The sequence below is a fragment of the Phytohabitans sp. LZ39 genome, assembly GCF_059359075.1.
Genome location: NZ_JCADBM010000042.1, coordinates 1 through 19,892, shown reverse-complemented (window position 1 = coordinate 19,892; position 19,892 = coordinate 1). Strand labels below are relative to the sequence as shown.

Annotated in this window: 19 protein-coding genes; 12 read left to right on the top strand and 7 right to left on the bottom strand. The window is 72.2% G+C overall.

What is annotated here, in order from left to right; all coding sequences use genetic code 11:
• Positions 1-19 precede the first annotated feature (19 nt).
• A complete protein-coding gene (locus tag AC5L36_RS44050; protein ID WP_441224883.1) occupies positions 20-1,552 on the top strand; it encodes an MFS transporter in 1,533 nt (510 codons plus the stop codon).
• Positions 1,553-1,619: 67 nt separating this feature from the next.
• The gene (locus AC5L36_RS44045) at positions 1,620-2,282 is read left to right on the top strand and encodes an MOSC domain-containing protein (RefSeq protein WP_441224882.1); all 663 of its coding nucleotides are present in this window, start codon (positions 1,620-1,622) and stop codon (positions 2,280-2,282) included.
• Here AC5L36_RS44045 and AC5L36_RS44040 read toward each other — a convergent pair.
• Positions 2,279-2,524 carry a hypothetical protein gene (locus AC5L36_RS44040; RefSeq protein ID WP_441224880.1) on the bottom strand — a complete coding sequence of 82 codons (246 nt, stop codon included), beginning with the start codon at positions 2,522-2,524 and terminating at the stop codon, positions 2,279-2,281. The genes AC5L36_RS44045 and AC5L36_RS44040 overlap by 4 nt on opposite strands.
• A 248-nt stretch (positions 2,525-2,772) precedes the next feature.
• Here AC5L36_RS44040 and AC5L36_RS44035 point away from each other — a divergent pair, with 248 nt between their 5' ends.
• Entirely contained in the window at positions 2,773-4,278 is a 1,506-nt protein-coding gene (locus AC5L36_RS44035; protein ID WP_441224879.1) for an MFS transporter, read from the top strand.
• Positions 4,279-4,341: 63 nt separating this feature from the next.
• Positions 4,342-5,226, top strand: a complete 885-nt coding sequence (locus AC5L36_RS44030) for an endo alpha-1,4 polygalactosaminidase (RefSeq protein ID WP_441224878.1) — start codon at positions 4,342-4,344, stop codon at positions 5,224-5,226.
• A 4-nt stretch (positions 5,227-5,230) separates the two neighbouring features.
• Here AC5L36_RS44030 and AC5L36_RS44025 read toward each other — a convergent pair whose 3' ends face one another.
• Genes AC5L36_RS44025 through AC5L36_RS44010 form a run of 4 tightly spaced genes read right to left on the bottom strand, consistent with a single transcriptional unit; the run spans position 5,231 to position 9,724 of the window.
• Complete coding sequence (locus AC5L36_RS44025; protein WP_441224877.1) at positions 5,231-5,443, bottom strand: hypothetical protein; 213 nt, start codon at positions 5,441-5,443, stop codon at positions 5,231-5,233.
• Positions 5,444-5,496: 53 nt separating this feature from the next.
• The gene (locus AC5L36_RS44020; RefSeq protein ID WP_441224876.1) at positions 5,497-6,927 is read right to left on the bottom strand and encodes an MFS transporter; all 1,431 of its coding nucleotides are present in this window, start codon (positions 6,925-6,927) and stop codon (positions 5,497-5,499) included.
• A gap of 21 nt (positions 6,928-6,948) precedes the next feature.
• Positions 6,949-8,025 (bottom strand): flavin-containing monooxygenase, encoded by a 1,077-nt coding sequence (locus AC5L36_RS44015; protein WP_441224874.1) that lies wholly within the window; start codon positions 8,023-8,025, stop codon positions 6,949-6,951.
• 10 nt (positions 8,026-8,035) lie between these two features.
• On the bottom strand, positions 8,036-9,724 hold the full coding sequence (locus AC5L36_RS44010) for a LuxR C-terminal-related transcriptional regulator (RefSeq protein WP_441224873.1): 1,689 nt from the start codon (positions 9,722-9,724) through the stop codon (positions 8,036-8,038).
• 94 nt (positions 9,725-9,818) lie between these two features.
• Between AC5L36_RS44010 and AC5L36_RS44005 the strand changes: the two genes are divergently transcribed.
• The 3 genes from AC5L36_RS44005 to AC5L36_RS43995 all read left to right on the top strand — a co-directional run bounded on the left by AC5L36_RS44005 (position 9,819) and on the right by AC5L36_RS43995 (position 11,700).
• Positions 9,819-10,376: a phosphatase PAP2 family protein gene (locus AC5L36_RS44005; RefSeq protein WP_441224871.1), complete on the top strand. Its 558-nt coding sequence runs from the start codon at positions 9,819-9,821 to the stop codon at positions 10,374-10,376.
• 206 nt (positions 10,377-10,582) lie between these two features.
• Entirely contained in the window at positions 10,583-11,221 is a 639-nt protein-coding gene (locus AC5L36_RS44000) for a hypothetical protein (protein ID WP_441224869.1), read from the top strand.
• A 77-nt stretch (positions 11,222-11,298) separates the two neighbouring features.
• A complete protein-coding gene (locus AC5L36_RS43995) occupies positions 11,299-11,700 on the top strand; it encodes an NUDIX hydrolase (protein ID WP_441224867.1) in 402 nt (133 codons plus the stop codon).
• Here AC5L36_RS43995 and AC5L36_RS43990 read toward each other — a convergent pair.
• Complete coding sequence (locus tag AC5L36_RS43990) at positions 11,690-12,937, bottom strand: HNH endonuclease signature motif containing protein (RefSeq protein ID WP_441224866.1); 1,248 nt, start codon at positions 12,935-12,937, stop codon at positions 11,690-11,692. The genes AC5L36_RS43995 and AC5L36_RS43990 overlap by 11 nt on opposite strands.
• Before the next feature lie 264 nt (positions 12,938-13,201).
• Here AC5L36_RS43990 and AC5L36_RS43985 point away from each other — a divergent pair, with 264 nt between their 5' ends.
• The 4 genes from AC5L36_RS43985 (at position 13,202) to AC5L36_RS43970 (ending at position 17,691) form a co-directional block, all read left to right on the top strand.
• A complete protein-coding gene (locus tag AC5L36_RS43985) occupies positions 13,202-14,542 on the top strand; it encodes a GNAT family N-acetyltransferase (protein WP_441224865.1) in 1,341 nt (446 codons plus the stop codon).
• On the top strand, positions 14,539-15,051 hold the full coding sequence (locus tag AC5L36_RS43980) for a GyrI-like domain-containing protein (RefSeq protein ID WP_441224863.1): 513 nt from the start codon (positions 14,539-14,541) through the stop codon (positions 15,049-15,051). The genes AC5L36_RS43985 and AC5L36_RS43980 overlap by 4 nt, the downstream gene beginning before the upstream one ends.
• A 152-nt stretch (positions 15,052-15,203) precedes the next feature.
• The gene (locus AC5L36_RS43975) at positions 15,204-16,523 is read left to right on the top strand and encodes a vanadium-dependent haloperoxidase (RefSeq protein WP_441224862.1); all 1,320 of its coding nucleotides are present in this window, start codon (positions 15,204-15,206) and stop codon (positions 16,521-16,523) included.
• A gap of 58 nt (positions 16,524-16,581) precedes the next feature.
• Positions 16,582-17,691 (top strand): endonuclease/exonuclease/phosphatase family protein, encoded by a 1,110-nt coding sequence (locus AC5L36_RS43970; RefSeq protein ID WP_441224860.1) that lies wholly within the window; start codon positions 16,582-16,584, stop codon positions 17,689-17,691.
• A 651-nt stretch (positions 17,692-18,342) separates the two neighbouring features.
• Here AC5L36_RS43970 and AC5L36_RS43965 read toward each other — a convergent pair.
• Complete coding sequence (locus AC5L36_RS43965; protein ID WP_441224858.1) at positions 18,343-18,897, bottom strand: dihydrofolate reductase family protein; 555 nt, start codon at positions 18,895-18,897, stop codon at positions 18,343-18,345.
• Positions 18,898-19,145: 248 nt separating this feature from the next.
• Here AC5L36_RS43965 and AC5L36_RS43960 point away from each other — a divergent pair, with 248 nt between their 5' ends.
• Complete coding sequence (locus AC5L36_RS43960) at positions 19,146-19,571, top strand: LysR family transcriptional regulator (RefSeq protein WP_441224856.1); 426 nt, start codon at positions 19,146-19,148, stop codon at positions 19,569-19,571.
• The last annotated feature ends 321 nt before the right edge of the window (positions 19,572-19,892 follow it).

The following is a 19,892-nucleotide window of genomic DNA, read 5'->3' as shown; positions in this document are numbered from 1 at the left end:
CACGGACGGAGCATCACCGATGGACACCATGACCGCCACTTCGACCCCGGCACCGGCACGCGCCGGGCGCCGCGAGTGGATCGGGCTGGCCGTGCTGGCCCTGCCCACGTTGCTGCTCTCGCTCGACGTGAGCGTCCTCTACCTCGCCCTCCCCCAGGTCACCGCCGACCTCGGCGCGAACGGCACCCAGCAGCTGTGGATCCTGGACATCTACTCGTTCATGCTGGCCGGCTTCCTGGTCACGATGGGCACGCTCGGCGACCGGATCGGGCGGCGCCGGCTGCTGCTGGCCGGCGCGGCGGCGTTCGGCGTGGCCTCGGTCGTTGCCGCGTACTCGACCAGCGCCGAGATGCTCATCGCCACCCGCGCGCTGCTCGGCGTGGCGGGCGCGACGCTGATGCCGTCGACGATGGCGCTGATCCGCAACATGTTTCCCGATCCCCAGCAGATGGGCACGGCGATCGGCGTCTGGTTCACCTGCTTCGTCGGCGGCATGGCGGTCGGCCCGCTGGTCGGCGGCGCGCTGCTGGAGCACTTCTGGTGGGGTTCGGCGTTCCTGCTCGGCGTGCCGTTCATGGCGCTGCTGCTGGTGGTCGGCCCGATCCTGCTGCCCGAGTACCGCACGCCCGGCGCCGGCCGCCTCGACCTGGTCAGCGTCGGCCTGTCGCTGGCCGCGATCCTGCCCGTGATCTACGGGCTCAAGGAGCTGGCCCGCGGCGGGTGGGACCCGGTCGCCGCCGGCGCCGTCGTGGTCGGGCTCACCTTCGGCGCCACCTTCGTGCGCCGCCAGCGCGTCCTCGCCGACCCGCTGCTCGACCTGCGCCTGTTCGGGTACCGCGCGTTTCGCGCGTCGCTGAGCGTCATGCTGCTGACCGGCGTGGTGATGGCCGCGGTGTCGCTGATGTCCAGCATGTACCTCCAGGCGGTGCTCGGACTGTCCGCATTGGACGCCGGCCTGTGGCTGGTGCCGCAGAACGTGGCGATCGCCGCCGGCTTCCTCGTCGCGCCGCGGCTGGGCGCCCGCTTCCGCCCCGCTTACGTGATGGCCGGCGGGCTCGTGTTCGCCGCCTTCGGCCTCTCGCTGCACCTGCTGATCGACCCGGGCGACGGCACCCCGCTGCTGATCGGCGGGCTGGTGATCGCGCAGCTGGGCATCTCGCTGCCGATGGCCCTCGCGGCCAACGTGATCATCGGCTCGGCGCCGCCGGAGAAGGCCGGCTCGGCCGCCTCCCTCATGGAGACCGGCGGCGAGTTCGGCATCGCGATGGGCATCGCCACGCTGGGCACGCTCGGCACCGCGGTCTACCGCGACAGGTTCCACGCCCCGGCGGCCGTACCGGCCGAGGCGGTCGACACGGCCCGCGAGAGCGTGGCGGCCGCGGCCGGCGTGGCGGCGGGCCTGCCCCCGGTGCCCGCGGCCGAGCTGCTGCACGCGGCGCAGGTGGCGTTCACCTCCGGGGTGAACGTCGTGGGCGCGGCCGGCGCGGTCGTCTTCCTGGTCCTGGCGGCGATCACCCTGCGGCTGCGCGGCTCCGCTGGCGGCGACGCATAAAGCCGGTGGTGGGGACGCAGGCGGTACAACGCATAAAGCCGGCGGCGGCTCCGCATAGAGTCGGGGGGTGGCGGAGCTGCTTTCGGTCAACCTCGGTGTCCCACGGTCGAGCCCGGCCACGCGGATCGGCGTGACCGGGATCGACAAGCGTCCGGTCGACGGACCGGTGGAGCTGCGCGCGCCCGGGCCCAGGGGGTCCGGGCTCGGCAGTGGGGCGGTCGGCGACCGCATCCTCGACGGCGGCCACCACGGTGGCGACGACCAGGCGCTCTACGCGTACGCCCGGGAAGACCTCGACGAGTGGGGCGCCATACTCGGCCGCGCGCTGGCCGGCGGCGTCTTCGGGGAAAACCTCACCACCCGCGGCCTCGACGTGACCGGCGCGCTGATCGGCGAGCGCTGGCGGGTCGGGCCGGAGGTGCTGCTGGAGGTGTCACTGCCGCGGATCCCGTGCAACACGTTCGCACACTGGATGGACGAGCGCGGCTGGATCAAGCGGTTCACGGAGCGGGCGGCGCCGGGTGCCTACCTGCGGGTGCTGCGGGCGGGCCACATCCGGGCCGGTGATCCGGTCGAGGTGGTCGAGCGGCCGGACCACGACGTGACGATCGGGCTGACGTTTCGGGCGCTGACGCTGGAGCCGGACCTGCTGCCGCGGCTCCTGGCCGCCGGCGCGCTCCCCGAGAGCGTCCTCGCGAAGGCGCGGCGCCGGGTGGCCGCGGCCGGCTAGGCGGCCAGCGCGTGCGCGCCGCGCGACGCCACCGTGAGCGCCCACCGCATGCGCAGCGCCGCGCTCTCGGGGTGCTCGCCGTACTCGGCGGCCATGGCCGCGGCGCATCCGGCCGCACCGCCGCGTACCAGCAGGCTCGTGTGGATGGCCCGGGCCACCTGGGCGTCGGTGGGCCGGTCGGAGGGCTGGAGGTCACTGGCGAACAGGGCCTCGGCCCGCATGTTCTCGGTCACTGTGCTCACCGCCTCGGGATGTTTTCTGTGGTACGCGTTACAGACTCCCGTGGTTCACGGCTGACGCACATCCGGAGCTTTCCCAGACCGATCCCTTGGCTTACATCCCCGGGTTTCCCCTGAGCCAGCCGCTGTGATGGTCAACACCTTTGGCGCCTAAACGGAGTGAATCTGTCGGAGGCGATCTTTAGCCTCTCGAAGGCACCCAGAAAACGCAGTCGACACCGCTGCCTCGACCCCTCCGAAAGGGTATCGACATGTCTCAACAGACCGCCACGGGGGCGGACGCAACGGCCGGCGGCCAAGCGGTCGATCCGAAGCGGTGGCTCGCACTGCTCGTCATCGCCATCGCGCAGCTGATGGTCGTGCTCGACGGCACGATCGTCAACATCGCGATGCCGTCGGCGCAGGCGGATCTCGGCATCTCCGACGCCAACCGGCAGTGGATCGTCACCGCCTACACGCTGGCGTTCGGCGGCCTGCTGCTGCTCGGCGGCCGGATCGCCGACTACGTCGGCCGGCGCAAGATCTTCCTCATTGGCCTGATCGGCTTCGCCGGCGCCTCCGCACTCGGCGGCATCGCCGCCAACGCCGGCACGCTCTTCGCCGCCCGCGCCCTCCAGGGTGTGTTCGGCGCGCTGCTCGCACCGGCGGCGCTCTCGCTGATCACGGTCACGTTCACCGACGTGAAGGATCGGGCCAAGGCGTTCGGCGTCTTCGGCGCGATCTCCGGCGTCGGCGCCACCATCGGCCTGATCCTCGGCGGCGTGCTCACCGACTACACGAGCTGGCGCTGGACCCTGCTGGTCAACATCCCGATCGCGCTGATCGCGTTCGCGCTGGCGGTGCCGATCGTGCGGGAGAGCAAGGCGCACGGCAACACGCGCTACGACATCCCCGGCACCATCCTGGCGACCGGCGGCCTCGTCGCACTCGTGTACGCGTTCACCAAGGCGGCCGAGGACGGCTGGTCGTCGGCGGTGACGCTGGTGTTCTTCGCGATCGCCGCGGTGCTGCTGGTGGGCTTCGTGGTGTTCGAGTCGCGGACGAGCAACCCGCTGCTCCCGCTCCGCGTGGTGCTGCACCGCAACCGGGGTGGCTCGTTCCTTGTCTCGGTGCTCCTGGGCGCCGGCATGATGGGCATGTTCCTGTTCATGACGTACTACTTCCAGAGCACCCTGCACTACTCGCCGGTGCGCAGCGGCATCGCGTACCTGCCGTTCTCGCTGGCACTGATCGTCACCGCGATGGCGGCGAGCTCGTTGCTGCCGAGAGTGGGGCCGCGGGCGATGATGACGGTCGGCGGCCTGCTGGCCACCGGCGGCATGATCTGGCTGACCCAGCTGCGCATCGACTCGTCGTACCTGACGCTGATGCTCCCCGCCCTGGTCATCATGGCGGTCGGCATGGCGCTGGTCTTCGTGCCGCTGGGCAACACCTCGCTCACCGGCGTCGACAACCACGACGCGGGCGTGGCCAGCGCGATGGTCAACACCACCCAGCAGATCGGCGGCTCGCTCGGTGTGGCGCTGCTCAACACGGTCTTCACGACCGCGGTGACCGGCTACATCACCGACCACGGCCCCGAGTCCGCGGCGCTCGGCGCCGTCCACGGCTACAACGTGGCGTTCACGGTGAGCGCGGTGCTGCTGGCGGCGTCGACGCTGGTGACGTTCCTGCTGATCCGCAACACCCGGCATGACACGACGAAGGACGGCGTCACCGACGACGCGCCGGCGCTGGCCCCGGTCCACGTGGGCTGAGCGCGAGCGAGCGAAACGAGCGAGTGGGCGGGCTTCGGCCCGCCCCTCGTTTAGCGTGAGGACATGCGCCCGATCGGCGTGCCAGTGATCGCCGTGCTGGCCATGTGCGGGCTCGGCGGCTGCTCCGGCGCGGCTCCGTCGCCGTCCCCGTCGGCCCCGTCCGCGCAACCGTCGCCCGCGGCAGTGCGGCCGTCGCTCCCGTCCGCGCTGCCGTCTTCGGGTGCCTGGCGGGCGCCGCCGGCCAACGCGGTCTTCGACTACCAGATCGGCGGCGTGTACCCACCCGCCGCCGCGGTCGGTGTCGTCGACCGCGACCGCGCGGCCGCGCCGGTGCCCGGCCGCTACAACATCTGCTACGTGAACGCCTTCCAGACCCAGCCGGGCGAAAACGCGTGGTGGCAGGCGCACCATCCCACGCTGCTGCTGAAGGACGCGGGCGGCCGCCACGTCGAAGACCCGGACTGGCCCGGCGAGCGGCTGCTGGACATCGCCGACCCCGCGCGGCGCGAAGCGGTGGCCGGGATCGTGGGCGGCTGGTTCGCCGACTGCGCCGACCGCGGATACCAGGCCGTCGAGCCGGACAACCTGGACTCCTGGACCCGCTCCGCCGGGCTGCTGTCGCGGGCGGACGCGGAGGCCTACGCCCGCCTCCTGGTCCGCGCGGCGCACGCGCACGGCCTGGCCATCGGGCAGAAGAACACCCCGGAGCTCGGCGACGCCGGGATCGGCTTCGACTTCGCGATCGCCGAGGAGTGCGCCGTCTACGACGAGTGCGACGCGTACACCGCGGCCTACGGCGACCGGCTCTACGAGATCGAGTACACCGACAACGGCACCGACGCCTACCGCGAGGCCTGCACCGACCACGGCGCCCGCGTCTCGGTCATCCTGCGCGACCGCGACGTCACCCCGACGGGCGACGCCGCCTACCACTACGAGTACTGCTGACCCGCTACTCGATGTAGCCGGTGGCGGGGTCGACCTGGGCGAGGAAGTCGCGGATCGCCTCCCGCGCCTCCGGGAGGCCCAGGGCGGAGCGGTCGGAGCTGGCCACGGTGAAGCCGTATCCGGCCGGCCCGGTCAGCCACTCGAAGTCGTAGACGCCCGGCTCGCCTGCGCGGGCCCGCACGACGAAGTCCTGGCCGTCGACCGTCACCCTCTCCACGCCCGCAGCCTATCGCCGCCCCGCCCCGCCTCGTCCGGTCCGTCCTGTGGCGCTCAGGCGGACGTGATGTGGGCGTGCGTGTCCGGGCGGGTGTCGGGCTCGGGGCGGCGGTGGTCGGCGCGCCACTCCGCGCCCGCGATCAGCAGCGCCACCATCACGGCGCCGGCCGCCGCGCACACCGCGACCATCACCGCGACGTGGTCCTCGCCGGTGGCGGCGAGCACGACGTAGTACAGGCCGGGCAGCAGCGCCGTGCCGACCGCGGCGCCCACGCGTTGTCCGGTCTGGAGGGCGCCACCGGCGGCGCCGGCCATGCTCACCGGCACGTTGCGGAGGGTCATCGTGACGTTGGGCGAGATGACCAGGCCGCTGCCCACGCCGCCGATGAGCAGTGCGGGAGCGACCGCCCAGGCGGGCGCCCAGCGGAGGACGAACGCCGTGGCGACGAGGCCTACCGCTACCGTCACGAGTCCGAAAACGGTCAGCCGCCGCCCGAGGCGGTCGACAAGACGGCCGGCGACTACCGCGGCCACGGCCGAGCCGACCGAGAACGGGGTCACCGCCAGCCCGGAATGCAGCGGTGACCAGCCGAGCCCCTCCTGGAAGTAGAGGGCGAGCACCAGCCAGATGCCGCTGAACCCGACGAAGTACATCGTGCCCAGCGCGATGCCGCCGGCGTACCCGGGCGTGCCGGTCAGCAGCCGCGGGTCGAGCAGGGGTTCGCGGCCGCGGCGTACCGCGCGGGCCTCCCACCACGCGAAGCAGGCGATCAGCGCCGCGGCGGCCGGGAAGAGCCACCAGAGCGTGCGCAGCCCGCCGTCCTCGGCCTGTACCAGCGGCAGCATCGCGGCCAGCACCCCGCCGCCGAGCAGCAGGACGCCGACCGGGTCGAGATGCCCCCGCCCCGCGGCCGCGCGGGAGGAGCCGGGCAGCAGGCGGGCGGCGAGGATCAACGCGGCCAGGCCGATCGGCACGTTGACGAAGAAGATCCACGGCCAGCTCGCCACCGCCAGGATGAGGCCGCCGACCACTGGGCCGATGGCGGTGGAGATGCCGACGGTGGCGCCGAAGAAGCCGAACGCGCGGGCCCGCTCGGCGCCGCCGAACATCTGCTGGATCAGCGCGGAGTTCTGCGGGGCGAGGCTGCCCGACGCGATGCCCTGCGCCAGCCGCGCGATCACCAGCAGCTCGATCGACGGCGCGGCTCCCGCGGCCGCGCTGCACAGGATGAACGCGGCGAGCGCGACGAGGAACATCCGCCGCCGCCCCACCGCGTCGCCGAGCCGCCCCGCCGCGACGAGGGTGAGACCGAAGGTGAGCGCGTACCCGGAGACCACCCACTGCACCGATGCGGGTGAGGCGCCCAGCTCGCGCTGCATCGAGGGGAGCGCCACCGCCACGATGCTGACGTCGAGCAGCGTCATGAACCCGGCGACGAGGGTGACCCAGAGGGCCCGCCAGCGGTGTGGCAGCGGCTGGGTCAAGGGCCCTCCCCCGGGAACGGATCACACCATGGCTACCACAGATCGGGCCGCGATACTCCGCGCTACGAGATCCGCGTCCCGGCCCGCCCCACCGACCAGCATCGAGCTGAACGCCCGCTGGAACGCCAGTCCGGTGAAGTAGAGGCCCGGCACGCCCGGCTCGTCGAGCGGCCACCCGTCCTCCCCCACGACCGGCAGCTCGATCCAGCTGAAGTCCTGGCGGAAGCCGGTGCACCACACCACGTTCGCCACGTCGAGCACCCGGCCGTCACCGACGACGGGCTTCCCGTCCCGTATCCCCGTCATGCGATCGGTGACGCGCTCCACGCCGGCGGCGGCGAGATCGGCGCGCTTGACCCGCAGGAGCGGCCCGCCGTGCGCGCGGACGTGTCCGCGCATCTTGCGGCCGACCGGGGTGCGGAGGTTGAGCACGCGGGTCCACATCTGCCACAGCAGCGGGAAGATCGCGTGCGCCATCCGCCCCTCGATCGCGAACGGGATCTGCCCGGTGTCCCGCCCGCACAGGTACGTGCGGTGCGCGGCCGCGACCTCGTAGGCGACGTCCGCGCCCGAGTGCGAGGCGCCCACCACGAGCACCGGACCCTCGGCGAGCTGGGCCGGGTTGCGGTACTCGCTGGAATGCAGCTGGCGGATCTCCGGCGCGAGGCCGGCCGCGAAGTCCGGCACGCGCGGCGCCCGCCCGAAGGTGCCGGTCGCGACGACCACGTTGTCCGCCTCGTACCGCTCCTCGCCGGCCACCACCAGGTAGCGGTCGCCGTGGCGGACCAGGCGGTCGACGTGGACGCCGGTACGCACCGGCAGGTCGAACTCGGCGGCGTACGCGGCCAGGTAGGCGGCCACCTCGTCCTTGGTCGGGAACGACCAGGCCGGCGCGGGAAACGGCATGCCGGGCAGGCCGTCGTACCGGGCCGGGCTGTAGAGGCGCAGCGAGTCCCAGTGGCCGCGCCAGTTGTCGCCGACGCGGGCGTTGCCGTCGAGGATCAGGAACGGCCGCCCCCGCCGCGCCAGGTGGTAGCCGGTACTCAGCCCCGCCTGGCCGCCCCCGATGATCACGGTTTCGATGCGTTCGGTGTTCATACCGGAAACGCTATGGAGCCGGCGGCGCCCCCGCTTCGGGCGAACTCCGCAACCCGGGAGCGGCCGGCATGGGTATTTCTGCGTACGCCAGCCCGTGCGCGAACGCGTACGCGGCGGCGGCCGTGCGGGAGCCGACGCCCAGCTTGGTGAAGATGTTGCTGATATGGCGGGCGACGGTCTTCTCGCTGAGCACAAGCTCGCTCGCGATCGCGTGGTTGCTGAGGCCGGCGGCGACGAGCCCGAGCACCTCGATCTCGCGGGGGCTGAGCCCGGCGTGCGGGCGCCCGGCCGCCCGGGCACGGTCCGGCTCGGCGCCGAGCCGCGCGAACACCTCGCGGGCCGCCTCCAGCTCCATCGCCGCGGTGTCGTCGTCGCCGAGCGCCCCGCAGGCCCGCGCGACGAGCACGCGGGCGCGGGCCGCCTCGTAGGGCGCGTCCAGGGCGCGCCAGATCCGCCAGGCCGGGCGGGCCGCCGCGAGCGCCGTCTCCGCGTCACCCTCCGCGAGGGCGACGGCCGCGCGGGCGCATCCGGTACGGGCGTGCAGCGCCGGCCGCCCGAACGCCTCGGCGATCTCGTGGAGCTCGGCGGCGCACTCGCGGGCCGCCGGCACGTCACCGGTAGCGAGCATGATCTCGACGGCGGCCGGGAGCAGCCGCACCCGCGTCAACCGGTCGGGCGTCTCGGCGAGCGCCCGGCGGATCGCGCCCGCGGCGGCGTCGAGCCGGCCCTGGGCCAGCCGCAGCAGGGCGAGGCCGGGCTGCGCGTCCGCGCCGTAGCGGCTGGCCTGCCGGAACGCCTCCTCGGCCGCGGCCACCTCGCCCCGCAGCCGGTGGATCTCACCGAGCTGGTAGAACGCCGCGCCGGCCAGCATCTCGCCGAAGCCCTGGGTGAGCCGCTCGCAGGCGGTACGCGCCTGGCGGGCCGCGTCCGGCCAGTCGCCGGTGAGCTGGAGCAGCTCGGAACGGTGGATGAGGCAGATGCCCGAGTAGCCGCCGGTGAAGCGGGGGCTGCCGTCGACCCAGGCGTTGAGCGCCATCGTCCACTCCCGCGCCCGCGGCACCTCGTGCAGGTCATGGCAGATCGCGATGAAGCTGCAATAGATCGACCCGGCGATCCGCGGGCTGACCTCCCCGGACGCGACGGCCACCATCGCCTCGTCGAGCAGCGCCAGCCCCTCGTCGACCCGCTCCTGCCGCACCCGGGCCAGCCCTTGTACGTGGGTGGCGGCGGTGAGCAGGTCGGGGTCGCCGCAGCGCTCGGCCAGCTCGCGGACCTCGGTGGCGGTCTCGAACGCGCCGCCGTGGTCGCCCGCGCGCAGCCGCCCCTCGGCCTCGGGAAGCAGCAGGTAGCCGCGCTGGGCACAGTCGGGCGCGCCGTCGGCCAGGCGGGTCGCGCGGGCGAGCCAGCCGCCCGCGTACGCGAACTCGCCGCGCATCGCGAGCGTCTCGTGCAGCCAGTACACCGACCGCAGCGCGCCGGCGACGTCGCCCGCCTCGACCCTCGCCCGGTACTCCCGCTGGAGCAGCCGCACCGCCTCCTCGCCCCGGCCGAGCAGCTGGGTGGCCTCGCCGTAGCGGGCCAGGTCGTCGATGCCGAGGGTCTCGCCGGCGTCGGCAGTGGCGTAGTGCGCGCAGGTGTCCGCCCACGCCTGGCGGCGGTGGCTCTCCCGGGCGCGGGCCAGCGCGGCGGACACCTCCACGTGGTCGAGCCTATGCCGTCGACCCCGTGTCGACGTGTCGTCTATCCGTACGGGGTGTGCTGGTGAAACGTTTTAGGGTGCGGGAGGTACGGGCATGACGGCGGACGGCGTCACCGTGGGTGCGGACCACCGGTTCGCGCGGACGGTCACGGAGGCGTTCGCGCCGGCCGTGCTGGCGGCGGCGATGGTGGTGGGCTTCGCGCTGAGCAGCGCCGACTCGCTGCGCGCCGGGGTGCTCTGGGCGCTGCTCACGGCACTGTTCACCGCGGCCGTGCCGTACGCGATCGTCCGGGCCGGCGGCCGCGGTTTCCTCCCGCTCGGCCTGGCCTCCTGCCTGGCCGGCATCGGCGCCCTGGCCGCGCTGGGCGCGCCTCGCCCGCTGACCGCCGTCGTGGTCGTGCTCCTCACGACCGGCGTGGTGGTCACCGCCGTCAACCGAGCCTGGCGGCTCAGCGCCCACGCGGCCGTGGCGGCGGCGTCGGCGGAGACCCTGGTGATCGCGTTCGGCCAGTGGATGACGCCACTGTTCGTCGTGGTCGCCCTGGTCGCCTGGTCCCGGGTACGCCTCGGCGACCACTCCCCCGCCCAGGTGGTCACCGGCGCGATCGCGGGCGTGGTGCTGGCGCCACCGGTGTACGTGCTGGTCGCCTAGTCTCGTTGGCGTAGTGGGCCTCGCCGATCGCCTCTTCGGGGTGCGCCGGGCCCACCGCCCGCACCAACCTGTACGGCCGCGTCCTTGCCGACTGGAGCGGCGCCGAACGCGAGCAACTGACCGCCCTGCTGGGCCGGGCTGATCGAGGCCCGTGAGCCACGCCGGGCGCCCGCGCGGGACCACGCGCCGCCGCCTACGGTCGTCACATGAACCAACCGGACGCCCACGACGCCGGCACGGCTTTCGAAGCATGGCGGCGGGCGTTGATCCACCTGACCCGCACCGAGGCCGCCGCCCGCGAGTGGCGCTACGCCAGGTCCGCCTTCCGCCACCGGTTGGGCCGGGAGATCGCCGGCGCCGCGACCGGACCGGCCGTGTACGGGGTGTGGCTGGAGTGGGGCCTCGTCTACCTGGGCCAGACTCTCGACGCGAGACGCAGGCTGTACGACCTGCCGATCGGCGACAGCCACCACCTGGCCAACACGTTCCCACCCGAGGTGTGGCATCGGGTAGTCGTCACGACCTGGCCCGAGCTGCCCGCCGCCGCGGATATCGGCGAAATGTCTCCAGTGGACGTCGGGCTGGGTCTGGAGTACGGCCTGCAACGCCGGCTGCGCCCGCTCGCCAACGCCGAACGCCGCACGTCCGATGGCGCCTGGCGCCGCAACGACCTCGATCGGAGCCGCTCCCGCGGTGCCCGCGCCTACGACCGGGTCGGCCCGCTGGTGGCGGCGGTCGAGCGAGCTTGGGCGGTCGCGGGCTCCGCCGACCCCGGAGACATGCCGCCCCTCCCAGCGAGCCGCGTAATCCTCCCGGGAGCGCTGCTGTCCACCGCGATGACGTGAGAGGTCCGCGGGTGTCGACCCGGCTCGGGGCATGGGGCCCCGGTCTGACCGACGCCCGGGGGCGCGAGGATGTCCACGTGACCGTCATCGACAAGATCGCGTGGATCCACCTGGCGGGTGGCGCGGTCCTGAGCACCCGCTCGAAAGGCAAGGACGTGTACTACCTGCCCGGCGGCAAACGCGAGCCGGGCGAGAGCGACATGGACACCCTGGTCCGGGAGGTCCGCGAGGAGCTCGACGTGGCCATCGCGGTTTCGAGCTCCGAGCACCTCGGCACCTTCCACGCCCAGGCACACGGACACGCCACCGGCACCCTCGTGCGGATGACCTGCTACACCGCCGAGTACGCCGGAGTGCTGGGGGCGAGCAGCGAGATCGAGGAGATCGCCTGGCTGACACACCGCGATCGCCCGCGCGTATCTCCGGTCGACCAGCTCATCTTCGACCACCTGCGCGACACCGCCCGCCTCACGTCTTGAGGTGGTAGAGGTTGCGTCGGGGCTGTCGCTGTGGGTCCACATAGGCCGGTGGGATGAACTCCGGCAGCCCGTCGTCGCCGAGCCGCACCACCCAGTGTCCACGGTGGATGATGCGGTGGTGGTGACCGCAGAGCAGCACGCCGTTGTCGACGCTGGTCGGCCAGCCGTCCACCCAGGGGCGGATGTGGTGCCCGTCGCACCAGCGCGGCGGCCGATCACAACCCGGGAACGCACACCCGAGGTCGCGTAGCTCCAGCGCCTGCCGCAACCCCCCGGTGAACAGCCGCCGCCCCCGCCCCACGTCTAAGACCTGGCCGTCGCTGCCCAGCACGGCCGGGATCAGCTGCGCGTCACAGGCCAGCTGCCGGACCTGGGTGGCGCTGAGCCGGCCACCGGTGTCCAACAGGCCGATGCCGAGCTTTTCGTGCAGCCCGTCGTAGGGCACGGTGACCACCACGTGCGGCCGCTGCCCGCCACTGTCCGGCAGCTGCTCGGTCCGGATGGCCAGCCCGCAGACCTCCACCAGGGCGTCCGCGCGCCGCTGCGCGGGTGTGCGCGGCTCGCCGTGATCGTGCCGGGGCGCGCACAACGGGTCCAGGGCGGCGTTGACCGTGGCGGCGCCGGCCTCGTCCAGCCACCCGGTCACCCGGACCCGGCCATCACCCTGCCGGGTCAGGTGAAACGCGCGGCCCTGATGCGCCCGCTCTTCCATCCGCCGCAACGCCGCGGCGTCGGCCGCGTCGGCGATCTCCGGTGCCACGTGGGCGAGGATCCGCTGGCCGGCCTTACCCAGGATCGTCGGCTCGAACTGCCCAGCCTGGCCGATCAACACCGCCTCGGCCTTGTCGACCAGCTCGGCACCAAGGTCGGCGGGCAGCTGCTGGAGCGCGGCCGCGACGACGGCGGCCTGCTCGACGTTGACCGCACCGGCGGCCAGCGCCGCGTCGAGGGCCGGCCGCCGCTCCAGCTCCGCGGCCAGGTCGAGCATCCGCTTGGCCGCATGGACGCTGATCCGCAGATGCTCCCGCAACCACACCGCGGTGCTGGACGCGTGCTGAGCGACGGGCAGACCACGACCATCGATTTCCCGAACCACATGCAACTGCGCCGCCGCGATAGTCTGCGCGACGCGGTGAATGGTGTCCAAACAATCGACGAGCGCGGCATCGGAAAGCGACCACGTCGATACGTCAGCGCACTCAGCCGCGAGGCCTTCGAGCTGGGCTAACGCATCCACTAACACCCATTAATCGTCGCGCCCCGCCACCAAGAGCACCAGGTCCTCTCGCCGCCAACAGCAATTAATGCCACGATATCGTGGCATTAATAAATTGAGCGGATCACCGGTCGAAGCCGCGCCCGTTCCGCGGTCCCGGGCCGGCGACGGCCGCCAGACCGCCGCGAGCCGTGCCGGACACGGCGAACGCGACACCTAGGCCCCCGCACCGCGACCCGCTTTAATACCCGGACACCCGAGTCCGCCGCCGGACACAATGGCGCGATGCGCATCCGAGCGGTCCGTCAGGCCGAGCTGCCTCTCCTGCGCGACATCGAGCGTGCCGCCGGGGAAGGCTTCCGCGACATCGGCATGCCACAGATAGCCGACGACGACCCTCTACCGCTCACCACGCTCGCCGCCTACCACCAGGCGGGTCGGGCCTGGGTCGCCACCGACCCCACCGACGTTCCGGTCGGCTACCTCATCGCCGACGTCGTCGACGGCAACCTCCACATCGAACAGGTATCCGTCCATCCCCGCCGCGCCCGCCGCGGCATCGGGCGACGGCTCGTCGACCACCTCGCCGCATACGCCACCGCCACCGGCGTGCCGGCCCTGACCCTCACCACGTTCGCCGACGTGCCGTGGAACGCGCCGTACTACACCAGGTGCGGCTTCGTCACCCTGCACGACAGCGACCTCACCCCGGGCTGCGGGCCATCCGTCGACGCGAAGCCGCACACGGGCTGGACCGCTGGCCCCGCGTTTGCATGCGCCGAGACCTGTAAACGAACCTGCGACGAGCGCGCGAGACCCACGAACCTGGACTCTTCCCCAGTGGGAGGGTCCATGCTTGGCCGCGTGAACGGAGATCTTCTGCCGATCGGGCAGTTCGCCAGGTTGAGCCGGTTGAGTGTCAAGCAGCTGCGGCACTACGACGAGCTCGGGCTGCTGGTGCCGGCGCACGTGGACGCCGACTCCGGCTACCGCTACTACCGGCGCGACCAGGCCCGCGAGGCGTTGTCGATCGGGTTGCTGCGTTCGCTGGACGTACCGCTGCCCGTCGTTGCCCAGGTGCTCGCGGGCACGACGGGCGCGCTGGAAGGGGTACGCGAGACGCTCGACGCCGAGCTGGCGCGGCGGCGGCGCACACTCGCGGCGCTGGAGCGGGTGATGGCCGAGGGTTTGCCGGCCACGCCGGTGCGGGTGGTCACCGAGCCGGCCAGGCCGGTGGTGATGGTCCGGGAGACCGCGGCCGGGCCGGCCGACGTCGCCCGTGCCACCTCGGCGGCGATCGCCCGCCTGCTCGCCACCACACCCTTCGACGGCCCGCCGTGGCTGGTCGGCCTCTTCCCGATCGAGCTTGCCGACAGCTTCGAGGTCCGCGCGGCGCTAGCCGTGAACGCGGGCGAAACCCTCCCCGGCGGCACCTTCGCCTCCGCCACCCACGTCGGCCCGTACGACCAGATCTCCCTCACCGCCCACGCCGTCCTCGCCTGGTGCGCCGAGCGTGGGCACCCCCTGCGCGGGCCGATCCGTGAGGTCTACGTCTCCGATCCCGCCGTCACCGCACCAGAGCAGCTCGTCACCCACCTGATGATCCCGTTGGAGGACCGACCATGACACCGACCGTCACGACCTACGGCCGCACCACGTACCTCAGCGTCACCGGGCTGGGCGAGCCGGGCGGCGGCGAGCACGCCGCGGCCGTCCAGGCCCTGTACACGGTGGCCGCCGCCCTCGGCGTCACGCCCGGCCCGCTGGAAGGCCAGTGGTGGGTCGAGGACGAGCGGCCAGGCCTCCAGGTGCCCCGCGACCAGTGGCGCTGGCACGTGCTGCTCCCGCTGGCGGACGCCCCGCACGAGGGTGCGCTCGAACGCGCGGCGACGAACACGCGCGCCGCGTGCCGCGCCGTCGACCGGGTGCGGCTGGCCACCGTCACCGAGGGCGAGTGCGTGGAGCTGCTGCACGAGGGGCCGTTCAGCGAGGAACACCTGTCGCTGAAGGTGATGGAGGAGTTCATGGCCGAGCACGGCCTCACCGTCGACGGCCCGCACCACGAGGTGTACCTGACCGCCTTCGACGACCCGGCGCCCCGTACGTTGCTGCGCCAGCCGGTACGGCGGGCCTGAACGCCGTACGGCGCGCAACACCCAGCCGAACGGCCATGCCTCACAGAGAGTCGCTTTTGGCGGACAGCGAGTGCGTTTCCTGAGGACGATCTCCACTGACCCTCGCATGAGCAAAATGACCATGACCAATGCGGGCACAGCAAGGAGAACTCATGACACGTAGAGGTCGGACGCGCCGCACGGCGCTGCGAGTGGCTCTCGCCGCGACCGTCGCGCTCGCGTCGACGCTCCTCCTCGGCTCACCGGGCGCGCCGGCGGTGGCCGGGCCCACCACCAACGCCGCGCCCACCACCAACGCGGCGCCCACGCCCAACGCCGTCGTCACCTGGGACGCCCTCGCCCAGGAGTCCATCTGGGACGTCGCGCAGCAGCCGCCCAACGCGCAGGGCCGCAGCTTCGCGATCGTGCACGGCGCCATCTACGACGCGGTCAACGCGATCGCGGGCAAGCCGTACCAGCCGTATCTCGGTGCCCCGGCGGCGACGGGCACCGAGTCGGTCGACGCCGCCGTGGCGACCGCGGCGTTCCGCACACTCGAGTGGCTCTTCCCGGCCCAGCAGGCGGCGATCCAGGCGAAGTACGACAACTTCATGGCCGGCATCCCCAACGGCACGCCGAAGACGGCCGGCGCGGCGATCGGCCAGAAGACGGCGGCCGCGATGATCGTGGCCCGCACCAACGACGGCGCGTTCGGCCCGCGCCAGTGGGTAACCGGCACCACGCCCGGCGCGTGGCGGCCGACACCGCCGACGTTCGGCTCGGACGGGGCCTGGACGATGGACGTCAAACCGTTCCTGATCCCCAAGAACTCCAGCTTCCCCGTCCCCGCCCCGCCGAAGCTGACCAGCGCCCAGTACACCCGGGAGTTCAACGAGGTCAAGGCCATCGGCGCGGTCAACAGCACTACCCGCACCGCCGACCAGACCGACTCGGCCAGGTGGTGGCACGACCGCAAGCTGACCGAGTGGGAGATCAAGCGCCAGCTCGCGGTCAACAACGGGCTGACCAACCTCCAGGCCGCGCGGATGTTCGCGATGGTCGACATGGCCGAGACGGACTCGCTGATCGCCTGCTACTACGAGAAGTACAAGTGGAACTACTGGCGCCCGGTGACGGCGATCCAGCAGGCGGCGAGCGACGGCAACCCGCAGACGGCTCCCGACCCGGCCTGGATGCCGCTGCTCGTGACGCCGCCGTTCCCCGAGTACACGTCCGGACACACCTGCTACACGTCCGCCTCGATGGGCATGATGGCGTACTTCTACGGGACCGACCGGATGTCCTTCAGCGCCACCAGCGCCGCCACCGGCACGACCCGCTACTTCACCAGCTTCTCCGGTGCCCTGAAGGAGGTCGTCGAGGCCCGGATCTGGGGCGGCGTCCACTTCCGCGCCGCCGACGTCCAAGGCGTCAAGATCGGCACCTCGACGGTGGCGTACATCGTGCCCCGCTATTTCCGGCCGAACTACTAGAGAAACCGGGAGGGCCGGGCCACGCGGTCCGGCCCTCCCGCCGTCTACGCTCCTGGTCGTGCGGATCGGCACCTACAACGTCGAAAACCTCTTCAACCGGGCCCGCGCCCTCGACCAGCGCACCTGGTCGGCCGGGCGCCCGGCCCTCGAGGCGTACGAGCAGATCTGCGAGCTGCTCGAAGAGCCGCTGTACACACCGGACATCCAGGCGGACATCCTGCGCGTGCTGCGCAAGCTCGACCTGCTCAACGGCGACACGGCGAAGTTCGCCCGCCTGCGGCAAAACCGCGGCCGCCTGCTCCGCCGCTCGCGCAAGGACGGCGTGTTCGTGGTGGCGAAGGGCCGCGGCGACTGGATCGGCTGGGTCGAGCTGACCACCGACCGCGTCGACGAGCAGGGCATGCTCAACACCGCGCGGGTCATCCACGACGTCGGCGCCGACATCCTCGGCGTGATCGAGGCGGAAAACCGCATCGCGCTCAAGCGCTTCACCGACGCGGGCCTGCTGGTCGGCGGCGCCCCCCGATACCCGCAGGTCATGGTCGTCGACGGCAACGACGAGCGCGGCATCGACGTCGGCGTGCTCGCGACCGGCGCCTATCCCCTGGTCGGCCAGCGCAGCCACGTCGACGACACCGACGAGGTGGGGCGGATCTTCAGCCGCGACTGCCCCGAGTACCACTTCGCCACCCCGGCCGGCGGCCGCCTGGTCGTGCTCGTCAACCACCTGAAGAGCAAAGGCTACGGCGGCAAGGTGGCCTCCGACGCCACCCGCCGCCGCCAGGCCACGCGCATCGCCGCCATCTACCGCGACCTGCTCGCCGAGGGCATCACCGACGTGGCGGTGGTCGGCGACCTCAACGACACCCCGGAGAGCGAGCCGCTGGCGCCACTGCTCCAGGGCACCGACCTGCGCGACATCTCCACCCACCCGGCCTTCGACGACGGCGGCCGGCCGGGCACCTACGGCTACTGCACGGCCCGCAACAAAATCGACTACGTGCTGCTCTCCCCGTCGCTGTGGGCCCGCACGACCGGCGGCGGCATCTTCCGCAAGGGCGTCTGGGGCGGCAAGCGCGGCGTCCTCTGGCCCATCTACGACACGATGACCAAGGCGGTACACGCCGGCTCCGACCACGCCTGCATCTACGCCGACATCGACCTCTAGCGCGGTTTCACCCATCCGCCGTCGGTCCCGGTTACCCCCTCAACCCCCGGCGAGAGCGACCGCCAAGGGATGGCACCACCAGTCTCCAGGGACCTTCGGGGTCAGGGTCGCCGCACCGTCGTGGCGTTGCTTCGAGGCATATTTGCCCATGTCCGCGTCGGCTGCGGACCGTATGCTCCCGCGGGCACCGCTCCCGGCCGGCGGCTCGCCAGGGCGAGCCGAATTCCCCGGCCGTCCACTGCCGGGTCCGCGGGACAAGCCCGAGGGGGTTTTCGCCGGCGGTCGCCGACCCCTGCCTCCGCCATCTGAACGCAGACCGACGGGTTGTGCATCGATCCAGTCGATGGGGACGCGGTGCGTCACGACGACGACGGGGACGTCCAGTGTGTGGCGACCCTGCCAGCCCTCCGCCACCTCGAACAGCGTCCGGCCACAAACCGGTGCGCCGAGTGAGGACACCCACCGCCGCCCGTGCTCCGAGCTCGGCGGGGTCAGGTGGACGTCGAAGTCGCCGGCGGGAGTCGGGATCTCGATCTCGCCGTTTTGCAGCCAGTCGAAACAACCGGCCGATGGTGTTGTCCTGCTTGGCGACGTACCCGTCGAGCGACATGATCGCCTGCGCCACCACCTTGCCCACGGTGCCTTCCCTCCTCAGGTGCGCTGCGGCCGGTAGACGTGCACCACGATGCCGCTGGCAAACGACACGGCTTCGACGAGGCTCATGTGCCGCGAGTCCGGCAGCTGGTCGAACAATGCCCGTCCTGTGCCCAGCACCAACGGCTGGACCAAGAGGCGGTACTCGTCGATCAGGTCCGCCGCAGCCAGAGCGCCGGCGAACCGTCCACCGCCCCACACGATCACGTCCGGGCCAGGCTCGGCCTTGATCGCGGCAATCTCGGCCGCGAGGTCACCGCGCGCGACCTGAGTGACCGGCCAGGTCGCCTCGGCGTCGCTGAGCGTCTTGGAGAACACGACCTTTGGGATGTCGTTCATCGGGGCCGCGTACTCGTCGTCCGACTGCGGCCAGTACGACGACATCTGCTGGTACGTGACGCGGCCCATGAGGTGGGCACCGGCCTTGCTGATGCGATCGAGCTTCCACTGCTTGAGCTCGGCGCCCTCGGGGATCGCGACCCCGGGGTGCTCACGGTCGCTGTCAACGAACCCGTCCAGCGACATCGACATGTACAGAATGACGTCTCGCATGACCTATCTCTCCTCGATCTTGTTCCCGTCCGGTCGACGGTCGCCGAACAAACATCCCGAACCCTCGGACGACCACCGGTGCCCCGGCACTCTCGAGCACATGGTCTTGTCAGACCTAACACTGTCAAGCTTCTTGGCGACTTCACCCTCTCCCCGCGTGCCGGGCCCGGTCCAACACCTGAAACACGAAGATCCACGCAGTTTGGTTGTAGACCGTGGGCGCCTCCCGGGTCTGGCAGGATCTGGCCATGGCGGACGAGCTGGAGTTCCGGCTGCTGCGGTACTTCGTCGTCGTCGCGGAGGAGCTGCACTTCAGCCGGGCGGCACGGCGGCTGTTCGTCGCGCAGCAGGCAGTCAGCCGCGACATCCGGCGGTTGGAGGAGCGGCTCGGCGTGAGGCTGCCCGACCGGGACACCAGGCAGGTGACGCTCACCCCGGCCGGCGTCCGGCTCCTGGCCCGCGCCCGCCAGTTGCTCGCCCTGCACGACGAGACCGTGCGCGAGGTGCGCGCGGGCACAGCACCGTTGTTCGTCAACGTGGTGGGGCAGAAGCTGACGCCCGCGCTCGTGCTGGCCGCCGCAAAGCCGAGCAGACCAGCGTGTAGCCGCGGAACGGCGCGCCCCTCGGGCGAGCAACCGCCGCCGGAGCTACAGCGGCTCAGGGACCGATACTGAGGATGACTCCACATCGCGGGTGGGGGCGGCCCAGTGTCGCGAGTTGTCCCGAGCCAGCCGAGGCCTGGTCGCGAACCCGCCTGCTGCGGCACACCCGCGGCGGTACGGCGCAGCGGTGCCGGCGCTGCCGCGCCGGCCTTCGTATCGATGCGCTCAGCTCGACAACTTCGACGGCCGGGTACTCCCCAGGTGGGTGACCGCGACCAACGGCGGACGGGTGAGGCCGCGGGAGCAGCGGTCCGGACCACGACGGACAGAGATGATGTTTGTGAGCACCTCCCGTCGGGGGTCTGACCCTACGACGGACTGACTTCGGGTCTT

Coding starts and splice junctions, on each gene's coding strand:
- AC5L36_RS44050 (WP_441224883.1), top strand. CDS start 20: ATGGACACCATGACCGCCACTTCGACCCCGGCACCGGCACGCGCCGGG.
- AC5L36_RS44035 (WP_441224879.1), top strand. CDS start 2,773: ATGTCTCAACAGACCGCCACGGGGGCGGACGCAACGGCCGGCGGCCAA.
- AC5L36_RS44030 (WP_441224878.1), top strand. CDS start 4,342: ATGCGCCCGATCGGCGTGCCAGTGATCGCCGTGCTGGCCATGTGCGGG.
- AC5L36_RS44015 (WP_441224874.1), bottom strand. CDS start 8,025: ATGAACACCGAACGCATCGAAACCGTGATCATCGGGGGCGGCCAGGCG.
- AC5L36_RS44005 (WP_441224871.1), top strand. CDS start 9,819: ATGACGGCGGACGGCGTCACCGTGGGTGCGGACCACCGGTTCGCGCGG.
- AC5L36_RS44000 (WP_441224869.1), top strand. CDS start 10,583: ATGAACCAACCGGACGCCCACGACGCCGGCACGGCTTTCGAAGCATGG.
- AC5L36_RS43985 (WP_441224865.1), top strand. CDS start 13,202: ATGCGCATCCGAGCGGTCCGTCAGGCCGAGCTGCCTCTCCTGCGCGAC.
- AC5L36_RS43980 (WP_441224863.1), top strand. CDS start 14,539: ATGACACCGACCGTCACGACCTACGGCCGCACCACGTACCTCAGCGTC.
- AC5L36_RS43975 (WP_441224862.1), top strand. CDS start 15,204: ATGACACGTAGAGGTCGGACGCGCCGCACGGCGCTGCGAGTGGCTCTC.
- AC5L36_RS43965 (WP_441224858.1), bottom strand. CDS start 18,897: ATGCGAGACGTCATTCTGTACATGTCGATGTCGCTGGACGGGTTCGTT.
- AC5L36_RS43960 (WP_441224856.1), top strand. CDS start 19,146: ATGGCGGACGAGCTGGAGTTCCGGCTGCTGCGGTACTTCGTCGTCGTC.